At 71.6% G+C, this 17808-nt stretch carries 18 protein-coding genes; 13 read left to right on the forward strand and 5 right to left on the reverse strand.

From position 1 onward, the window contains the following. Positions 1–115 precede the first annotated feature (115 nt). Positions 116–1186 (reverse strand): septation protein SepH, encoded by a 1071-nt coding sequence (sepH, locus tag ACWD4A_RS32570; protein ID WP_451199613.1) that lies wholly within the window; start codon positions 1184–1186, stop codon positions 116–118. A 345-nt stretch (positions 1187–1531) separates the two neighbouring features. Between sepH and ACWD4A_RS32575 the strand changes: the two genes are divergently transcribed. Continuing rightward, entirely contained in the window at positions 1532–2668 is a 1137-nt protein-coding gene (locus tag ACWD4A_RS32575; protein ID WP_451199616.1) for a hypothetical protein, read from the forward strand. 110 nt (positions 2669–2778) lie between these two features. Here ACWD4A_RS32575 and ACWD4A_RS32580 read toward each other — a convergent pair whose 3' ends face one another. Together ACWD4A_RS32580 and ACWD4A_RS32585 are read right to left on the reverse strand one after the other, a co-directional pair. After that, on the reverse strand, positions 2779–4119 hold the full coding sequence (locus ACWD4A_RS32580) for a D-arabinono-1,4-lactone oxidase (RefSeq protein ID WP_451199618.1): 1341 nt from the start codon (positions 4117–4119) through the stop codon (positions 2779–2781). Continuing rightward, complete coding sequence (locus tag ACWD4A_RS32585) at positions 4058–5350, reverse strand: MFS transporter (RefSeq protein ID WP_451199619.1); 1293 nt, start codon at positions 5348–5350, stop codon at positions 4058–4060. Before ACWD4A_RS32585 ends, ACWD4A_RS32580 begins: the two co-directional genes overlap by 62 nt. 163 nt (positions 5351–5513) lie before the next feature. Between ACWD4A_RS32585 and ACWD4A_RS32590 the strand changes: the two genes are divergently transcribed. Both ACWD4A_RS32590 and ACWD4A_RS32595 read left to right on the forward strand, forming a co-directional pair. After that, positions 5514–6653 carry a ferrochelatase gene (locus tag ACWD4A_RS32590; protein ID WP_451199621.1) on the forward strand — a complete coding sequence of 380 codons (1140 nt, stop codon included), beginning with the start codon at positions 5514–5516 and terminating at the stop codon, positions 6651–6653. An 8-nt stretch (positions 6654–6661) separates the two neighbouring features. Then, the gene (locus tag ACWD4A_RS32595) at positions 6662–7462 is read left to right on the forward strand and encodes an inositol monophosphatase family protein (protein WP_451199622.1); all 801 of its coding nucleotides are present in this window, start codon (positions 6662–6664) and stop codon (positions 7460–7462) included. A gap of 439 nt (positions 7463–7901) precedes the next feature. On the opposite strand, the gene ACWD4A_RS32600 is transcribed toward ACWD4A_RS32595, so the two are convergent. Then, positions 7902–8069, reverse strand: a complete 168-nt coding sequence (locus ACWD4A_RS32600; protein ID WP_451199624.1) for a hypothetical protein — start codon at positions 8067–8069, stop codon at positions 7902–7904. Positions 8070–8445: 376 nt separating this feature from the next. On the opposite strand from ACWD4A_RS32600, the gene ACWD4A_RS32605 reads away from it, so the two are divergent. From ACWD4A_RS32605 to ACWD4A_RS32620, 4 genes are all read left to right on the forward strand, one after another. Then, positions 8446–9099 (forward strand): response regulator transcription factor, encoded by a 654-nt coding sequence (locus ACWD4A_RS32605; protein WP_451199625.1) that lies wholly within the window; start codon positions 8446–8448, stop codon positions 9097–9099. Between the two features lie 5 nt (positions 9100–9104). Beyond that, on the forward strand, positions 9105–10361 hold the full coding sequence (locus ACWD4A_RS32610) for a sensor histidine kinase (RefSeq protein ID WP_451199627.1): 1257 nt from the start codon (positions 9105–9107) through the stop codon (positions 10359–10361). A 398-nt stretch (positions 10362–10759) separates the two neighbouring features. Then, positions 10760–11056, forward strand: coding sequence for a DUF4193 domain-containing protein (locus ACWD4A_RS32615; protein ID WP_451199629.1), 297 nt, complete (start codon positions 10760–10762; stop codon positions 11054–11056). 14 nt (positions 11057–11070) lie between these two features. Further along, positions 11071–11886 (forward strand): hypothetical protein, encoded by an 816-nt coding sequence (locus ACWD4A_RS32620; protein WP_451199631.1) that lies wholly within the window; start codon positions 11071–11073, stop codon positions 11884–11886. A gap of 25 nt (positions 11887–11911) precedes the next feature. Here the strand turns inward: ACWD4A_RS32620 and ACWD4A_RS32625 are convergent, their stop codons facing one another. Continuing rightward, positions 11912–12355 (reverse strand): DUF3093 domain-containing protein, encoded by a 444-nt coding sequence (locus ACWD4A_RS32625; protein WP_451199633.1) that lies wholly within the window; start codon positions 12353–12355, stop codon positions 11912–11914. Between the two features lie 58 nt (positions 12356–12413). Between ACWD4A_RS32625 and ACWD4A_RS32630 the strand changes: the two genes are divergently transcribed. From ACWD4A_RS32630 to kdpB, 6 genes are all read left to right on the forward strand, one after another. Beyond that, the gene (locus tag ACWD4A_RS32630) at positions 12414–12998 is read left to right on the forward strand and encodes a PaaI family thioesterase (RefSeq protein WP_451199634.1); all 585 of its coding nucleotides are present in this window, start codon (positions 12414–12416) and stop codon (positions 12996–12998) included. After that, on the forward strand, positions 12995–13495 hold the full coding sequence (gene dut / locus ACWD4A_RS32635; protein WP_451199635.1) for a dUTP diphosphatase: 501 nt from the start codon (positions 12995–12997) through the stop codon (positions 13493–13495). Before ACWD4A_RS32630 ends, dut begins: the two co-directional genes overlap by 4 nt. A 1-nt stretch (position 13496) precedes the next feature. Continuing rightward, entirely contained in the window at positions 13497–14273 is a 777-nt protein-coding gene (locus ACWD4A_RS32640; RefSeq protein WP_451199637.1) for a DUF3710 domain-containing protein, read from the forward strand. A gap of 302 nt (positions 14274–14575) precedes the next feature. After that, complete coding sequence (gene kdpF / locus ACWD4A_RS32645) at positions 14576–14665, forward strand: K(+)-transporting ATPase subunit F (RefSeq protein ID WP_043188605.1); 90 nt, start codon at positions 14576–14578, stop codon at positions 14663–14665. Between the two features lie 7 nt (positions 14666–14672). Then, the gene (kdpA, locus tag ACWD4A_RS32650; RefSeq protein WP_451199639.1) at positions 14673–16364 is read left to right on the forward strand and encodes a potassium-transporting ATPase subunit KdpA; all 1692 of its coding nucleotides are present in this window, start codon (positions 14673–14675) and stop codon (positions 16362–16364) included. Next, the coding region (gene kdpB / locus ACWD4A_RS32655; protein ID WP_451199640.1) for a potassium-transporting ATPase subunit KdpB at positions 16361–17808 on the forward strand (1448 nt) is incomplete at its 3' end. The genes kdpA and kdpB, both read left to right, overlap by 4 nt.

The following is a 17808-nucleotide window of genomic DNA, read 5'->3' on the forward strand; positions in this document are numbered from 1 at the left end:
AATCCGGCGCCCTCGGCGGCGAACCGCTCGACGTCGGCCGGGTCCTCGACGATGCGGTGCCGGGCAACCCCGGTGACCGGGGTTGACGGGCGGTCGATTCCGCTGCCCTGCCGCGTCACTCCTGTTTCTTGCGCCGGGTGCCGAAGACGATCTCGTCCCAGCTCGGCACCGCGGCCCGACGGCCGGGCCGGACGCCGTCCGCCTCGGCCTGACGGTCCGTCGTCCCGGTGAGCCGGTCGCGGTGACCGGCCACGGAACGCGGCATCAGCACGTCCGCGTACGCGGCACCCGCACCCGCGCTGGCGGCCGGAGGCTCCACGGCCTCCGGCTCCTCACCGGGCTCCTCGCCCGGCGGCGCCACCGAAGGCGGCTCGGGCACGACCATGTCGCCCCGGAAGCTGGGCACGGCCTCCAGCAGGCTCGTCAGGGAGTCCCGCTCCTTGCCGGTGTCCTCCGCGGGGGCGTCGGCGTCCGCGTCGGGCGACGGCGGGGGCGGCTGCCGGTCCAGGCTCCGGTCCAGCGGCCGGTCGCGCGGCAGCCGGGCGATGCGCGGCACGAAAGGAAAGCTCGGCTCGGGCGTGTCGTCGGTCTCGCCGATGAGCGCCCGCGCCTCGTCGTCCATCGCCTGAACGATCCGCCTCGGCGGGTCGAACGTCCAGCTCGCCGCACGTGGCTCACCTGCCGCCCGGTAAACGAGCAGCACCTCCCACGTGCCGTCGTCGCGGCGCCACGAGTCCCACTGGGAGCTGTCCTTCTCGGCACCGCGCAGCACCAGCCGCTCCGCGACCGACTCGCCCAGCGGCGGGCCGCTGTTCTCGCCGGGGCGGCGCACGGGCGTCTTGCGGGCGCGTTCGGCCATGAAGGCGCGCTCGGCGAGCACCGGGCCCTCGAACCTGCGGACCCGTTCCACGGGGATGCCGGCGAGCTGCGCGACCTCCTCGGCGGAGGCACCCGCCCGTATGCGCGCCTGGATGTCGCGGGGGCGGAGATGGCTCTCCACCTCGATCTCGATCTGCCCCAGGCGAGCACGGTCGTTGCGCACCGCGGCGCGCAGCCGTTCGTCAATGGGGAGGGTGTACTCCGTGCTGTCCGCAGCCTTGAGCACCAGCCGTGTGCCGTCGTTGGAGACGGCCACGACACGCAGTTCGGGCATGGGGACCTCCCGGGTGGTGCCTGCCGACGTCACCTGCGTCGCTGCTTCCGCTAGTCGAGTGTGGCCTGCCCGGGTGCAGCCTGCCACAACATTGCCGAGTTGACGGGGCGAGAGCCGCCTGGCCCCTCCCGTTTGGGTCCGGGCGGCCGGACGGGACACCGGGGCCAGGGCTCGCCACAGTACTCCATTCGGGCCACGGGGGGTGGATCGGCGCGCCATCGAAGTTCACGCAAGAGAAGGGAGTTGATCCAGGCCACCGGGGCGGGCGCCCGCCGTACGGGTGTCGAGGTTCACACAATCGCCCGAATCGGAACTGTTCGTTACGCTCGAATGTCCCTTCTAGTCGCAAGGGGATCGAAGGCTACACAGAGGCGGGAGATGGACGCGAAAGGCGAAAGCGAGGCAAAACTGAAGAAAGACCCGAAGAAAAAGGGTCTGGAGTTGAGCCTCGCCCAGGTCGCCGGAAGTGCGCTGGCGGCGGTCGTGGCCGCACTGCTCGCGGGCAAGCTGGGGGTGTACGGCACCGTTCTCGGCGCCGGCGTGGTGAGTGTCGTGGCCACGTCGGGCGGCACGATTTTCCAGCACCTGTTCCGGCGTACGGGTGAGCAACTGCGCGAGGTGACGGTGCAGGCGGCCCAGCCGAAGCTGCGCCAGGTCCCGGTGCGGGACGCCGGGCGGGCCGTGGGCCGCCTCGGCGCGGACGGCACGCCGGACGCGGCCCGCACCCAGCTGCTCGGGCAGGTCGACGCGACGCAGGTGCTGCCCGGCGGCGACGCGACCCGGGCGCTGCCCGTCGAGGATGCGACGCAGCTGTTGCACGGGGCGAACCACGCGCCGGGGCAGTCCGGTCCGCACGCGGGCGCGCATGTCGCTCCACACGCCGGCGCGTACTCCGATGAACACAACGCCGGGTTCGGCAACGCCGGGTTCAGCGACGAGTACACGACAGGTGCCACGCAGGGCACCCGGCTGCGGGGCTGGAAGCGTCCGGTGCTCGCCGCGGGCGCGGTCTTCGCGCTCGCCATGGGCACCGTCACCGCGGTCGAGCTGGTCAATGGCAAGAGCGCGGACGGCGACAAGGACTCGACGACGTTCAGCCAGCTGGTCCGGGGCGGCGGCGGGAAGTCGGAGAAGAAGCAGGACCAGCAGCCCTCGCAGGTCCCCGACCCCGGCGCGTCGCAGGACGGCGGCCGGGAGCGGGGCAAGGGCGGCGACAACGGCTCGACGCCGGACCCCGGCGCCTCCCACCAGGGCGGCAGTGGGGACAAGCCGACGCCGACCCCGACGCCCTCGACCGGCACGGGCGGCACGACCGGCGGCTCGTCGACCGGTCCGACGCCGGACCCGGCCCACCCCTCCGGGACGCCCGACGGCGGCAAGGGCGGTACCGGCGGCCAGGGCGGCACCACCACCGGCGGTCAGGGCACCACCGGCGGCCAGACCGACCCCAAGCCGCCGCAGGGCCAGAACGCGGCGGCCGGCACCGGCTCGGTCACCCAGGGCACGCTCTCGTAGCGCACGTCCGCAGCGCGCGTCGCGCTCTCGAACGCCGGGCGGCCGGACGAAACGGCCACCCGGCGTTTTCGCGCCCGGGGACACGCGCTCGCCCCGGACGCGGGCGGCGCCTACGCCCCCAGGACGCGCCGCAGATAGGTGTTGCCGAAGACGCGCCCGGGATCCAGCCGGTCCCGCAGCGCCGTGAACTCCGCGAAGCGCGGATACACACTGGCCAGGTACTCCGCGTCCCTGCCGTGCAGCTTCCCCCAGTGCGGGCGTCCCCCATGGGACGTCATGATCCGCTCGGCCGCGGTGAAAAAGGCCCGGTACGGAGTGCCGCGGTACATGTGCACCGCGATGTACGCCGTGTCCCGCCCGTACGCCGTGGACAGTGGGATGTCGTCGGCGGGCGCGGTCCGTACCTCCACCGGGAAGCTGATCCGGAACCCCGACCGTTCCACCATGGCCCGCAGTTCGCGCAGCGCCGCCACCGCGGCCTCGCGCGGCAGGGCGTACTCCATCTCCAGGAAGCGGACCCGGCGCGGGCTGGTGAAGACCTTGTACGCGACGTCGGTGTACGAACGGGCCGACAGGGCGCGGCTCGCGACTCTGGCGATGCCGGGGACGGCGGCGGGCACCGTCCGGCCCACCGAACACACGGCTTGGAAGAGGCCGTTCGCTATCAGCTCGTCCTCCACCCAGGCGCCGACCCGGCCGAGCGGTGCCGCAGGCCCCGGGCTGCGGTTGTTGCGCTTGGTGGCGCAGCCGCTGGTGTGCGGGAACCAGTAGAACTCGAAGTGTTCGTTCTCGGCGACGAGCTGATCGAATTCGGAGGTCACCCGGTCGAAGGGCATCGGTTCCTCGCGGGCCCACAGCAGGAACTCCGGCTCCACCGCGAAGGTGATCGCGGTGATCACTCCCAGCGCGCCCAGCCCCAGCCGGGCGGCCGCGAAGATCTCCGGGTTCTCGCGCGCGGAGCAGGTGAGCACCGAGCCGTCCGCCGTCACCAGCTCCAGACCCCTGATCTGGGCGGCGAGCGACGCCGAGTCGCGGCCCGTGCCGTGGGTGCCGGTGCTGACCGCCCCGGAGACGGTCTGCTCCATGATGTCGCCCATGTTGGCCAGCGACAGGCCGCGTGCGGACAGCGCCTGGTTCAGCTGCCGGATCGTGGTGCCCGCGGCCACGGTCACGGTCCCGGCCGTCAGGTCGGCCGAGCGGAGGCCGGTGAGCCGCTCCGGGCGGATCAGCAGGCCGTCCGTGGCGGCCGCCGCGGTGAAGGAGTGGCCGGTGCCGGCCGCCTTGACCGGCAGCCCTTCCGCGGCGGCGCGGGCCACCGCTTCCGCGACCTCCGGGGCGCTCGCCGGCGCCACGGTCCGTACGGGCCGGGCGGTGACGTTCCCCGCCCAGTTACGCCACGCGCCCCTTGTCGCGCTGGTCGTGCTGCTCGTGGTTCCGGTCGTTGTCGTCATGTGCGTCGGACCCTCCCCTTGCCAGCGGCACGGATCCCTCCGGCCGCTCCGGCGCCGGCTTCCGGAGCCGGCGGTAGCCGAGGAACGCGACCGCGGCCGACAGCGCCCCCGCCACCGCGCACACCACATACCCCGCCCGGGCCCCGGAGGCGTCGACCACCCAGCCGGCCGCCGACGACCCCAGCGCCACCCCGACCGCGAGCCCGGTGCCCGTCCAGGTCATGCCCTCGGTCAGCTTCGCGCGCGGTACGTGCTGTTCCACGAGGGCCATCGTCGTCACCATGGTCGGCGCGATGGACAGGCCCGCGACGAAGAGCGCCACGGCCAGGAACGGCAGGCTCCCGACCAGTTGGAGGGGGATCATACTCACGGCCATCACGCACACGCCCAGCACCCAGCGGCGGGCCGGTTCGCCCTTGAGGCGCAGCAGGCCGAAGACCACGCCCGCCAGGCAGGAGCCCAGCGCGTAGACCGAGAGCACCAGGCTCGCCGCGGCCTTGTGACCCTGCTCGTCGGCGAACGCGACGGTCACCACGTCGACCGTCCCGAAGATCGCGCCCATCGCCACGAAGGTGGCCACCAGCACCTGGAGCCCGGGGGAGCGCAGCGCCGAGCCGCCCGAGTGCTGGCCCTGGGGGTGCGGCACGGGCTCGGTCGCGCGCTGTGCGGACAGCCAGAAGACGCCGACGGCCAGGAAGCAGGCGGCCAGCAGGGGGCCCGCCTCGGGGAACCACGCCGTGGACAGCCCGATGGAGAGGATCGGGCCGAAGATGAAGCACACCTCGTCGGCCACGGACTCGAAGGCGTACGCCGTGTGCAGCTCACGGCGGCCCCGGTAGATCTCCGCCCACCGCGCCCGCACCATCGCGCCCACGCTCGGTACGCAGCCCACGCCCGCCGAGAAGACGAAGAGCGTCCAGTCCGGCCAGCGCTGCTGGGCGCTCAGCAGCAGCCCGGCAACCGACGCCAGGGTGACCAGCGTCGCCGGGCGCAGCACCCGGCGCTGCCCGTGCCGGTCGACGAGCCGGGATATCTGCGGACCGAGCACCGCCGCGGAGATCGCGAGCGTCGCGGAGAGCGCGCCCGCCAGCCGGTATCTGCCGGTCAGCTGGGACACCATCGTCACGATGCCGATGCCCATCATCGACAGGGGCATCCGGCCGAGGAAACCGGCGGCGGAGAACCTCTTGGTGCCGGGGGCGGCGAAAATCTCGCGGTAGGAACTGGGCAAGGTGGCCGCCAAGGGGTCGGGAACGAACCGCAGTGCTGTACGCGGTGTACAGAGAGTGAGGTTGCCGGTAAGGGATGTAAATGGTCGATACAGCTTACGTGCGTACATGTGTGCGGTGCACGGCCATTTCCTGCCTGTCAGTGGCGGGTGGCAGGATCGGACCATGTCGGATCAGCCAGCAGACCAGCGAGCAACAGCCCCGTACGACGCCCTGTTGCTGCTCTCCTTCGGCGGCCCCGAAGGGCCGGACGACGTCGTCCCGTTCCTGGAGAACGTCACCCGCGGCCGCGGGATCCCCCGCGAGCGGCTCAAGGAGGTCGGGCAGCACTACTTCCTCTTCGGCGGCGTCAGCCCGATCAACGACCAGAACCGCGAGCTGCTGGCCGCGCTGCGCAAGGAGTTCGCCGAGCACGGCACCGACCTGCCGGTCCACTGGGGCAACCGCAACTGGGCGCCCTACCTGACCGACACCCTGCGCGAGCTGACGCTCGCCGGGCACCGCCGCGTCCTCACCCTCACCACCAGCGCGTACGCCTCGTACTCCGGCTGCCGCCAGTACCGCGAGAACCTCGCCGACGCCCTGGCCGCCTTGGAGGGCGAAGGGCTCACGCCGCCGCGCGTCGACAAACTGCGGCACTACTTCAACCACCCCGGCTTCGTCCGGCCCATGATCGACGCGACCCTGGCGGCGCTCGCCTCGCTCCCCGAGGACGTACGGGCCGGTGCCCACCTCGCCTTCACCACGCACTCCATCCCCACGTCCGCCGCGGACACCTCCGGCCCCGTCGAGGGCCACGGCGACGGCGGCGCCTACGTCGCCCAGCACCTCGACGTCGCACGGCTGATCGCCGACGCGGTCCGCACGGAGACCGGCGTCGACCGCCCCTGGCGGCTCGTCTACCAGTCCCGCAGCGGAGCCCCGCACATCCCCTGGCTCGAACCCGACATCTGCGACCACCTGGAGGCCGTCCACGGCGAGGGCGCGCCCGCGGTGGTGATGATCCCGATCGGCTTCGTCTCGGACCACATGGAGGTCAAGTACGACCTCGACACCGAGGCCGCAGCCAAGGCCGCCGACCTCGGTCTGCCGGTCGCCCGCGCCGCCACCGTCGGAGCCGACCCGCGCTTCGCCGCGGCCGTCCGGGAACTGGTGCTGGAGCGCGCCGCCACCGAGCGCGGCGAGCGGCCCGCGCGCTGCGCCCTCGGCGCGCTCGGTCCCGGCCACGACCTCTGTCCCGTCGGCTGCTGCCCGGCCCGCGCACCGCGCCGGGCCGCCGCCGGAGCCGACAGCCCGTACGCGTGAGGAGCACCGTGAGCGACACCCTGAAGGCCGAACTCCTGGCCGTGGCCCTGGAGGCCGCCGACCGCGCCGGGGCCCTGCTCCGGGACGGCCGCCCGGCCGACCTGGGCGTGGCCGCCACCAAGAGCAGCCCCATCGACGTCGTCACCGAGATGGACATCGCCGCCGAGAAGCTGATCACCGGCTTCCTCGCGGAGCGGCGCCCCGACGACGGCGTGCTGGGCGAGGAGGGCGCCAGCAGCGCCGGCACCAGCGGCGTCCGCTGGGTCGTCGACCCGGTCGACGGCACGGTCAACTACCTGTACGGGCTGCCCAGCTGGGCGGTGTCCATCGCCGCCGAGCTCGACGGCGAGGCCGTCGTCGGCGTGGTCACCGCACCGATGCGCGGCGAGACGTACCGCGCGGTGCGCGGCGAGGGCGCCTTCATGGGCGACCGCCGCCTCCGGGTGCGCCCCGCGCCCTCCCTCGACCAGGCCCTCGTCGGCACCGGCTTCGGCTACCTCACGGCCCGGCGGGCCGCACAGGCGGAGGTCGTACGCGCCCTCCTCCCGGAGGTGCGGGACATCCGGCGCGGCGGCTCGGCGGCCATCGACCTGTGCGACGTGGCCTGCGGCCGGCTGGACGGCTACTACGAGCGGGGGCTCAACCCCTGGGACTACGCGGCCGGTGCGCTCATCGCCCGCGAAGCGGGTGCCCTGACGGGCGGTCGGCCCGGGGCTCCTGTCTCACCCGAACTGACGGTGGCGGCGTCACCGGGCCTCTTCGAGGTGCTCCAGCCGAGGCTGGAGGCGCTGGGGGCTTGGCACGACTGAGGCTTCGCCCCGGCCCCTGCAACACGGCTTCGCCGCGTTGTCCTCAAACTCCCCCAGCTACCGCTGGGAGGTGCCCCCAGGACGGGCTGAATTTCGCGGACCGTGGCAGCGAACGTGCGGGCCGGGCCCGCAGGGCTACGGCCCCTGGCCCGCACCCTTCGCTCACAGGGTTGCGGCCCCTGGCCTGCACCCTTCTGCCCGTCCGGGGAACAATCCAGCCCGTCCGGCGTTTGAGGACGCGGCCGCAGGCCGCTCCCGCCGCAGGCGGCAAGACGGCCCGCAGCCGGTATCCGAGGCACGCCCCCGCAGGGAGCCCGCCCCCCGCCGCAGGCGGCAGACGGACTGTAGCCGGGCATCCGGGGCACGCCCCCCGCAGGGAAACGCCTCCGCACCGGAGTGCGGAGGCGTTCGTCGCGTGGGTCGGCCCAGCGGTGAGCGGCTACGCCGCGGACACCTCGACGCCGTGCTCGGCGGCCAGGCGGTGCAGGTCTTCCAGCGCCGCCTGTTCCACCTCGGCGAGGAAGTCGTCGCCCGACCTGCGGGCCTGGGCCAGGTCGGATCGGGTGGTCTCTATGCGCTGCAGAATGCCAGCGGTGAACGCGTCCATAGTGCTGCGCCCCCTCCAGGGTCGGCTCGGGCGGCACGGGGGTGTGCCTGGGGGTGCCCCCGGCCGAGACCGGGGGAGCAACCATCACGCCCTGTTCCCCGCGGGATGGCGGTCGATCGTGACGTGCCGCCGCCAAGGGCGTGATCGCGGGTGTGCAGTCGTCTTCCCCACCCGTCTCCGGGCGGAAACCTGTGACCGTCCGCCAATCCGAAATCACCATCGAAATCACATCCGAATCCGGCCGCCGGCCCCAGCCGCTCCACCCAGGCCCCGGCACCCCTTACAGCCGGTTTACCGATGTCCGAGGCAGGATGGATACACCCACCGGGGAACCACACGCCTGCCCACTGAGGGCTCCAAGGGAAGGATCAACGCCGTGCGCGTACTCGTCGTCGAGGACGAGCAGCTGCTCGCCGATGCCGTCGCCACCGGACTGCGCCGGGAGGCCATGGCCGTCGACGTCGTGTACGACGGGGCCGCCGCCATCGAGCGCATCGCCGTCAACGACTACGACGTCATCGTCCTCGACCGTGACCTCCCGCTCGTCCACGGCGACGACGTGTGCCGCAAGGTCGTCGAGCTCGGCATGCCCACCCGCGTCCTGATGCTGACCGCCTCCGGCGACGTCAGCGACCGCGTGGAGGGCCTGGAGATCGGCGCCGACGACTACCTGCCCAAGCCCTTCGCCTTCAGCGAGCTCACCGCCCGCGTGCGCGCTCTCGGGCGGCGTACGACCGTGGCCCTGCCGCCCGTCCTGGAGCGGGCGGGCATCAAGCTCGACCCCAACCGCCGCGAGGTCTTCCGCGACGGCCGTGAGGTGCAGCTCGCGCCCAAGGAGTTCGCGGTGCTGGAGGTTCTGATGCGCAGCGAGGGGGCCGTGGTCTCCGCCGAGCAGTTGCTCGAGAAGGCGTGGGACGAGAACACCGACCCCTTCACCAACGTCGTCCGCGTCACGGTCATGACCCTGCGCCGCAAGCTCGGCGAGCCCCCGGTGATCGTCACCGTGCCCGGCTCCGGTTACCGGATCTGACCCCGATGCCCGACACCCCCACCTCCCAGTCGGCTCCCCAGGCCCCGCCGAAGCCCACCTGGGACCCCCGCCAGCCCGTCGTCCGGCCCTTCCCCTGGCTGCGGCCGACCATCCGCATACGGCTCACCCTGCTCTACGGCGGGATGTTCCTGATGGCCGGGGTCCTGCTGCTGACGATCATCTATCTGCTGGCGGCCCACGCGCTCGACATCGGCAGCGCCCCGCTGATCAAACTGTCGGGCGGCAGCCAGGTCACGGTGAACAACCCCGAACTCTGTCGTGACCTCCGCCCCGGTCTCACCGTCGATCAGCTGAACAGCACGCTGAGCAGCTGCCAGAGCCATCTGCGTGCCATGGCCCTCGACAGCCTCCTCAAGCGTTCCCTCCTCGCCCTCCTCGGCCTCGCCGTGATCGCGTTCGCCTTCGGCTACGCCATGGCCGGCCGGGTCCTCTCGCCGCTCGGCAAGATGACCCGCACGGCCCGCCGGGTCGCCGCCACGGATCTCTCCCGGCGTATCGAACTGGGCGGCCCCGAGGACGAGTTGAAGGAGCTCTCCGACACCTTCGACGAGATGCTCGACCGGCTGGAGCGGGCGTTCACCGCGCAGCAGCGCTTCGTGGCCAATGCCTCGCACGAGCTGCGCACCCCGCTCGCGATCAACCGGACGCTGCTGGAGGTGCACCTCTCCGACCCCGGTGCGTCCCCCGAGCTCCAGCAGCTGGGCAAGACGCTGCTGGCCACCAACGAGCGCAGCGAGCAGCTCGTGGAGGGCCTGCTGCTGCTCGCCCGCAGCGACAACGAGATCGTGGACCGCAAGCCCGTGGACCTCGCCGAGGTGGCCTCCCAGGCCATCGACCAGGCCCGTACCGAGGCCCAGGCCAAGGGCGTGGAGCTGCGCGGCACCCGGCAGCCCGCGGTCGTCCAGGGCAACGGCGTGCTCCTGGAGCGGATCGCCCTCAACCTGGTGCAGAACGCGGTGCGCTACAACGTCCCGGACGGCTGGGTCGAGGTCACCACGGAGGCGCAGCCGGGCCGCGCGGTGCTGGTGGTGGAGAACACCGGCCCCGTCGTCCCGGCGTACGAGGTGGACAACATCTTCGAGCCCTTCCGCCGCCTCCGTACCGAGCGGACGGGCAGCGACAAGGGCGTCGGCCTCGGACTGTCGATCGTGCGCTCGGTGGCCCGCGCGCACGGCGGCCGGATCACGGCCGTCCCCCGCGAGGGGGGTGGACTGGTCATGAGAGTGGTCCTGCCGACCTGAGATGTCTGCGAGAATTGGGGCGGCCGTAGGTTCGCTTTGGGCGGAATTCTCATGATCCGCCCCTCGCGGAGAATGTGTGTGATCGCTCACATACGCAAACTTCTGGCCATCCACTCTCCGTGATCGACTGGGCCGCTGGAACGCCGGGAAAATGGGGGTTTCCAGGGGTCCTGATCACGGGAAGTACACGAGACGGCGCATCCGCACGCGGCATTCGGACCGTGTACGGTCCCGTTCGCCATCCATCCCCATCACCTCTTCAGGTGTGCGGTTGGGTGTCGATTGAGTAACAGACCTTGATGTGAGGCAAAATCTCCGCCTCGGGTCGGGCACAAGTCCGGCCTCTCACGCGTTACGTGCGCTGGAGACACCGCAGACACCCAGAGGGGGAGAGCGACATGGCAACGGATTACGACACCCCACGCAAGACCGACGATGACGTCAATGAGGACAGCATCGAGGAGCTGAAGGCCCGGCGGAACGACAAGTCGGCCTCGGCCGTCGACGTCGACGAGTTCGAGTCGGCCGAGGGCCTGGAACTGCCCGGAGCGGACCTTTCCAACGAGGAACTGTCCGTCCGGGTCCTGCCCCGGCAGGCCGACGAGTTCACCTGCATGAGCTGCTTCCTCGTGCATCACCGCAGCCAGCTGGCCCGCGAGAAGAACGGCCAGCCGATCTGCCGCGACTGCGAGTGAGGAGCGGGTCTGCGATGGCAGGCTCGATCCCGTTCCGCAAGCGGCGCTCCCGACAGCCCGAACTGACCACCGGGCCGGATGGGAACGCCGCGCGGCAGCAGGGCGCCGACGACTCCGCCGGCGCCATGGCACCCGCCCCTGAGGCCGGGGCCGGCACAGACGTCGAGCGGGGCCGTGCGGCCTCGCTCGCCGCCGCGGTCGGCCGCGGCGCCAGAAGGGGCGGCCGGGGAGCGCGGGCGGGCCTGACCGCCGTCGCGGACCGGATCATCGCGAACGCCCCGCGCATCCCCGTGCGCGACCTCGCGACCCTGCGCGAACAGTTCCCGGGCCTCGGCCCCGAGGAGCTCGCGGACAAACTGGTGGCCGGTGCCGCGTACGGCACGTCCACCGTGGGCGCCGGCGTCGGCGCCGCGGCCATGCTGCCGGTTCCCCCGGCCATGCCCGCAGAACTGGCGGCGGAGATCGTCGGCGTCGCCGCCGTGGAGTTCAAGCTCATCGCCGAGCTCCACGAGGTCTACGGCCTGCGGGCCCCCGGCGCGGTGCGCCAGCGTTCCGTGGCCTACCTCGCCGCGTGGGCCGATGAACGCGGCATCGACGTGGCGTCGCCCCTGACCGTCAACGCGGCCCTCGGCGGCCAGCTGCGGCGCGAGCTGCGCCAGCAGATCCTCAAGCGGACCTTCCGCAACCTGCCCAACCTCACGCCCTTCATGATCGGCGCGACGGTGGGTGCGGTGATGAACCGCCGTGACACCAAGAGGCTCGCCGAGAAGGTCCGCAAGGACCTGCGCTCCCGGCAGGTGCCCTGGGACGCCCTGCCGCCCGCCGTGTGAATCCCGGCGGCACCGGACGCCCCCGTCAGCCCCGTACGGCCGTGAGGGCGGCGGCCAGGCGCTCGGGGGAGCGGGTGGAGAGATAGACGTACGGAGTGGGGTCCGCCGGGTCGGTGATCTCGATCCGCACCGCCGTTGGGACGTAGCCGCGCAGCAGCATGAAGGCGCGGGTGTCGGCCTTGTGCGTGCGCCAGGCACGGGCCTCCTCCACGTCCAGCACCTCGGGTTCGCCCAGCGCCGTCACCGGGATCTTCGCGTCCCCGGCCACCAGCGCGCCGCCCACGACCCGGATGCGCACCGAGCCGTACGAGCTGACCGCCACCGCCGCGAGGGCCGCCCCGCCGACGAGTCCGCCCAGCATCGGCACCGTGCCCAGCGGCAGCAGGATCAACGCCATGGCGACCCCGACGAGCACCGCGATGAACCACCAGGAACGGGGCGCGGTCAGGCGTTCTTCGTAAGGCTGCATGAGGCAAGCCTGCCACGGACGGGACCGGGTGCTGTTCTCGCGGGTAAGGTCAGCCCCTGTGAGTGGACGAACGACAACGCCGACGCTGCCGCCCGGGGCCGAACCGCCCGTGCGGCACCCCGACGCACCCGCCCCCGGAGAGGTCATCGGGGCGCACTACGAGTACTGCTTCGGCTGCGGCGGAGGGGTACCGCACGGACTGCACGTCGAGGTGCGCGCGGGCGAGGGCGTGAGCGTCACCGCGGAGTTCCGCGTCAAGGAGGCGCACCAGGGTGCCCCCGGTCTCGCGCACGGCGGTGTGCTGGCCACGGCGCTGGACGAGACGCTGGGCTCGCTGGGCTGGCTGCTGCGGGTGATCGCGGTGACCGGACGGCTGGAGACGGACTACGTACGGCCCGTGCCGGTGGACACCGTGCTGCACCTGCGGGCGGAGGTCCGCGCCGTGGACGGCCGTAAGATCTACGCCACGGCCACCGGCCGGATCGGTGGCCCCGAGGGCCCCGTCGCGGTCCAGGCGGAAGCGGTGTTCATCGAGGTCAAGGTCGACCACTTCATCGAGAACGGCCGTGCCGCCGAGATCCAGGCCGCCCTGGCCGACCCCGACCAGGTGAAGGTCGCGCGAGCTTTTGAGGTGAACCCGTGAGCCGTATGCCCGTGGACGTGCTGATCCGCAGGGTCGATCCGGAGGTGCCGGTCCCGTCCTACGGGCACCCCGGCGACGCCGGCTGCGACCTGGTGACCACCGAGGCCGCCGAGCTGGCGCCCGGCGAGCGCATGGTGCTGCCCACCGGGATCTCCATCGCCCTGCCCGACGGCTACGCCGCCTTCGTGCACCCGCGTTCGGGTCTCGCCGCCAGGTGCGGGGTCTCCATGGTGAATGCCCCGGGGACCATCGATGCCGGGTACCGTGGAGAGATCAAGGTGATTGTGGTCAATCTGGACCCGCGCGAGAGCGTGCGGTTCGAGCGGTTCGACCGTATCGCCCAATTGGTTGTCCAGCAGGTCGAGAAGGTCCGCTTCCACGAGGTTGCGGAGCTTCCAGGCTCGGCACGGGCCGAAGGGGGCTTCGGGTCCACCGGTGGCCACGCTGCCGTGGGGAATGGATTCGCTTCGGTCGCCAGCGACCGGGAAGGACAGTGACGTGTTCGGTCGTCGCCGCAAGCGCGGGGAGGACGCCGTCGACCAGGTCGACGACGTGACCTCCGAGGAGTTGGCAGAGGACTCTCTCTCCAGCACGTCCGCAGAGGACATCGCGGCCGAGAGCCGGGTCCGGCTGGAGCCGGAGCCGCGCCCCGAGGGGCCGTGGGACATCTCCGAGGTGCGCGATCCCGGAGAGGGCCGCGTGGACCTGGGCGGACTGTTCGTGCCCGGGGTCGAGGGCATGGAGCTGAGGGTCGAGGTCGCCGGTGACGCCATCGTCGCCGCGACGGTGGTGCTGCGCGACAGCGCCGTGCAGCTGCAGGCGTTCGCCGCCCCCAAGCGCGAGGGCATCTGGCACGAGGTGCGGGACGAGATCGCGTCCGGCATCACCCAGCAGGGCGGTGTCGTGGACGAGGTCCAGGGCCCGCTGGGCTGGGAGCTGCGGGCCCAGGTGCCGGTGGCGCTGCCGGACGGCACCCAGGGCGTCCAGCTCGTCCGCTTCGTCGGCTGCGACGGCCCGCGCTGGTTCCTGCGCGGTGTGATCTCCGGCCAGGGCGCGGTGCAGCCGCAGACCGCCGGGCTGCTGGAGCAGATCTTCCAGGACACCGTCGTGGTGCGCGGCGAGTCCCCGATGGCACCGCGCGACCCGATCGTGCTGAAGCTGCCGGACGACGCCCAGATGGTCGCCGAGGGCCTCCAGCAGGAGGACGGCGGCTCCCGCTTCGCCGGTGGCGTCGATCGCCTGGAGCGCGGGCCGGAGATCTCCGAGGTGCGCTGAAAAACGCTCGTCAAGCGGCTGGATTACGCCGTTCCGCTGGGCCGCAACCCCGATCAGGGGTTGCGGCCCAGCGGCGTTTCTGCAGGTCAGAGCGGTGCGCGTATGGATTCCGTCAAGGGGGCGCTAATGGCCGTATGAGAGGCGTCAACGGGGCGCTCACACCGTGACAACAGAGGTTTGCTTTGGGGGTCCGTTCATATCCGAACTCTCTAGGAGCATGCGATGGCCGATGTGGCCTTCGTTGTCACCACGCTCGCGGTTTTCGCGCTGGTGGCTCTCGTCGCCAAGGGGGTGACGAAGCTGTGACTGCCGAGAACATCGTCGGCCTGGTCGTGGCCGTCGCCCTGCTGGGCTACCTGATCCTCGCCCTCGTTTTCCCGGAGAGGTTCTAGCAAAGATATGAGCCCCGTCCTCTCCGGAGTCCTCCAGCTCACCGCGCTCGTCGCGGCGCTGGCGCTGGTCTACCGCCCGCTCGGCGACTACATGGCCCGCGTCTACAGCTCCGAGAAGCACCTGCGCGTCGAAAAGTGGATCTACCGCTCGATCGGCGCCGACCCCGACGCCGAGATGCGCTGGCCCGCCTACCTGCGCGGCATCCTCGCCTTCTCCGTGGCCAGCCTGCTCTTCCTGTACCTGCTCCAGCGGGTCCAGGGCGTGCTGCCCCACTCGCTGTCGCTCGGCTTCACCGCGATCAGCCCGGACCAGGCGTTCAACACGGCCGCCTCGTTCGTCGCCAACACCAACTGGCAGTCGTACTCGGGCGAGCAGGCCATGGGCCACGCCGTCCAGACGCTCGGCCTCGCCGTCCAGAACTTCGTCTCCGCCGCCGTCGGCATGGCCGTCGCCATCGCCCTCGTCCGGGGCTTCGCCCGTGCCCGCACGGGTGAGCTGGGCAACTTCTGGACCGACCTGGTGCGCGGCACGCTGCGCATCCTCATCCCGATCTCCGTCATCGGCGCGGTCGTCCTGGTCGCCTGCGGCGCCATCCAGAACTTCGCGGGCATCCACGAGATCGGCCAGCTGACCGGCGGCACCCAGCAGGTCAACGGTGGCGCCGTGGCCTCGCAGGAGGTCATCAAGGAGCTCGGCACCAACGGCGGCGGCTACTTCAACGCCAACTCCGCCCACCCGTTCGAGAACCCCAGCGCCTTCACCAACCTCTTCGAGATCTTCCTGATCCTCGTCATCCCCTTCGCGCTGACGCGGACCTTCGGCAAGCTCGTCGGCAACGTCAAGCAGGGCTACGCGATCCTCGCGACCATGGGCGTCATCTGGCTCACCTTCAGCGTGCTGATGATGTGGACCGAGTACGCGCACCACGGTGCGGCGCTCCAGGCGGCCGGCGGCGCGATGGAGGGCAAGGAGACCCGCTTCGGCGTCGGTGCCTCGGCGCTCTTCGCGACCTCCTCCACCCTGACCTCGACCGGCGCGGTGGACTCCTTCCACTCCTCCTTCACCGGCCTCGGCGGCGGCATCGCCCTGCTGTCGATGATGCTCGGCGAGATCGCGCCCGGCGGTGTCGGCTCCGGCCTTTACGGCATGCTCGTCATGGCCGTCATCGCGGTGTTCATCGCGGGCCTGATGGTCGGCCGTACGCCCGAGTACCTCGGTAAGAAGATCGGCACCCGCGAGATCAAGCTCGCCGCGTGCTACATCCTCATCACCCCGACCCTGGTGCTCGGCTTCACCGCCCTGTCGATGGCGCTGGCGACCCCGCCGCACTCGATCCTCAACACCGCGGGCAACTCGGTGCACAACAGCGGTGCGCACGGCTTCTCCGAGGTCCTCTACGCGTTCACCTCGGGCGCCAACAACAACGGCTCCGCCTTCGCCGGTCTCAACGCGAACACGCAGTGGTACAACACCACGATCGGCCTGGCCATGCTCCTCGGCCGCTTCCTGCCGATGGTCTTCGTCCTGGCGCTGGCCGGCTCGCTCGCCGAGCAGACGCCCGTGCCCGAGACCGCGGGCACCCTGCGCACCGAGAAGCCGCTCTTCGCGGGCCTCCTCGTCGGCGCGATCATCATCATCACCGGCTTGACCTACTTCCCGGCCCTGGCCCTTGGCCCGATGGCGGAGGGACTCTCATGAGCACGACCACACCTGTCCGCACCGAGTCCGAGGACCCCAAGGACACCCGGCCGTCCGGCGGCGAGGAGACCGGCCGTGTCTCCGGTGGTCTTTTCGACCCGGCGCAGTTGCTGAAGTCTCTGCCGGATGCGTTCAAGAAGCTCGATCCGCGGGTGATGGTGAAGTCCCCGGTGATGTTCGTGGTCGAGGTCGGTTCGGTGGTGACCACGGGGCTGGCGCTGAAGAATCCGGGTGACTGGTTCGGCTGGACGATCACGGTGTGGCTGTGGCTGACCGTCGTCTTCGCCAACCTCGCCGAGGCGGTGGCCGAGGGCCGTGGCAAGGCCCAGGCCGACACCCTGCGCAAGGCCAAGACCGACACCGTCGCCCGCCGCCTGACCGGCGACGGCAAGGCCGAGGAGTCGGTGCCGGGCACCGAACTGCGCGTGGGCGACCTGGTCGTCTGCGAGGCGGGCGACATCATCCCGGGCGACGGCGACGTCGTCGAGGGCGTGGCCTCCGTCGACGAGTCGGCCATCACGGGCGAGTCGGCACCGGTCATCCGCGAGTCCGGCGGCGACCGCTCGGCCGTCACCGGCGGCACGAAGGTCCTCTCCGACCGCATCGTCATCAAGATCACGACCAAGCCGGGCGAGACCTTCATCGACCGGATGATCAGCCTGGTCGAGGGCGCGGCACGGCAGAAGACGCCCAACGAGATCGCGCTCAACATCCTCCTCGCGTCGCTGACCATCGTCTTCCTGCTGGCCGTCCTCACCCTCCAGCCGTTCGCGATCTACGCGGGCGCCGAGCAGACCATGATCGTCCTCGCCGCCCTGCTGGTCTGCCTCATCCCCACCACCATCGGCGCGCTGCTCTCCGCGATCGGTATCGCGGGCATGGACCGGCTCGTGCAGCGCAACGTCCTGGCGATGTCCGGGCGCGCGGTGGAAGCCGCGGGCGACGTCTCGACGCTGCTGCTCGACAAGACCGGCACCATCACCTACGGCAACCGCCAGGCGTCCGAGTTCGTCCCCGTCAAGGGCACGACGGCCGCCGAGGTCGCCGACGCCGCCCAGCTCTCCTCGCTGGCCGACGAGACGCCCGAGGGCCGCTCCATCGTCGTCCTGGCCAAGGAGAAGTACGGCCTGCGCGAGCGCCACGAGGGCGAACTCGTGGGCGCCGAATGGGTGCCCTTCACCGCCCAGACCCGCATGTCCGGCGTGGACGTGGCAGAGGCAGGCAGCAGCCGCAAGGTCCGCAAGGGCGCGACCGGCTCGGTCGTCGCCTGGGTCAGGGAACAGGGCGGCACCGTCGCCGACGACGCCACCCGGCTGACCGACGACATCTCCCAGGCCGGCGGCACACCGCTGCTGGTCGCCGTTCAGGACGAGAAGGGCGCCCGCGTCCTGGGCGTCATCCACCTCAAGGACGTCGTCAAGGAAGGCATGCGCGAACGCTTCGA

The sequence above is a fragment of the Streptomyces sp. NPDC002537 genome (assembly GCF_053594975.1).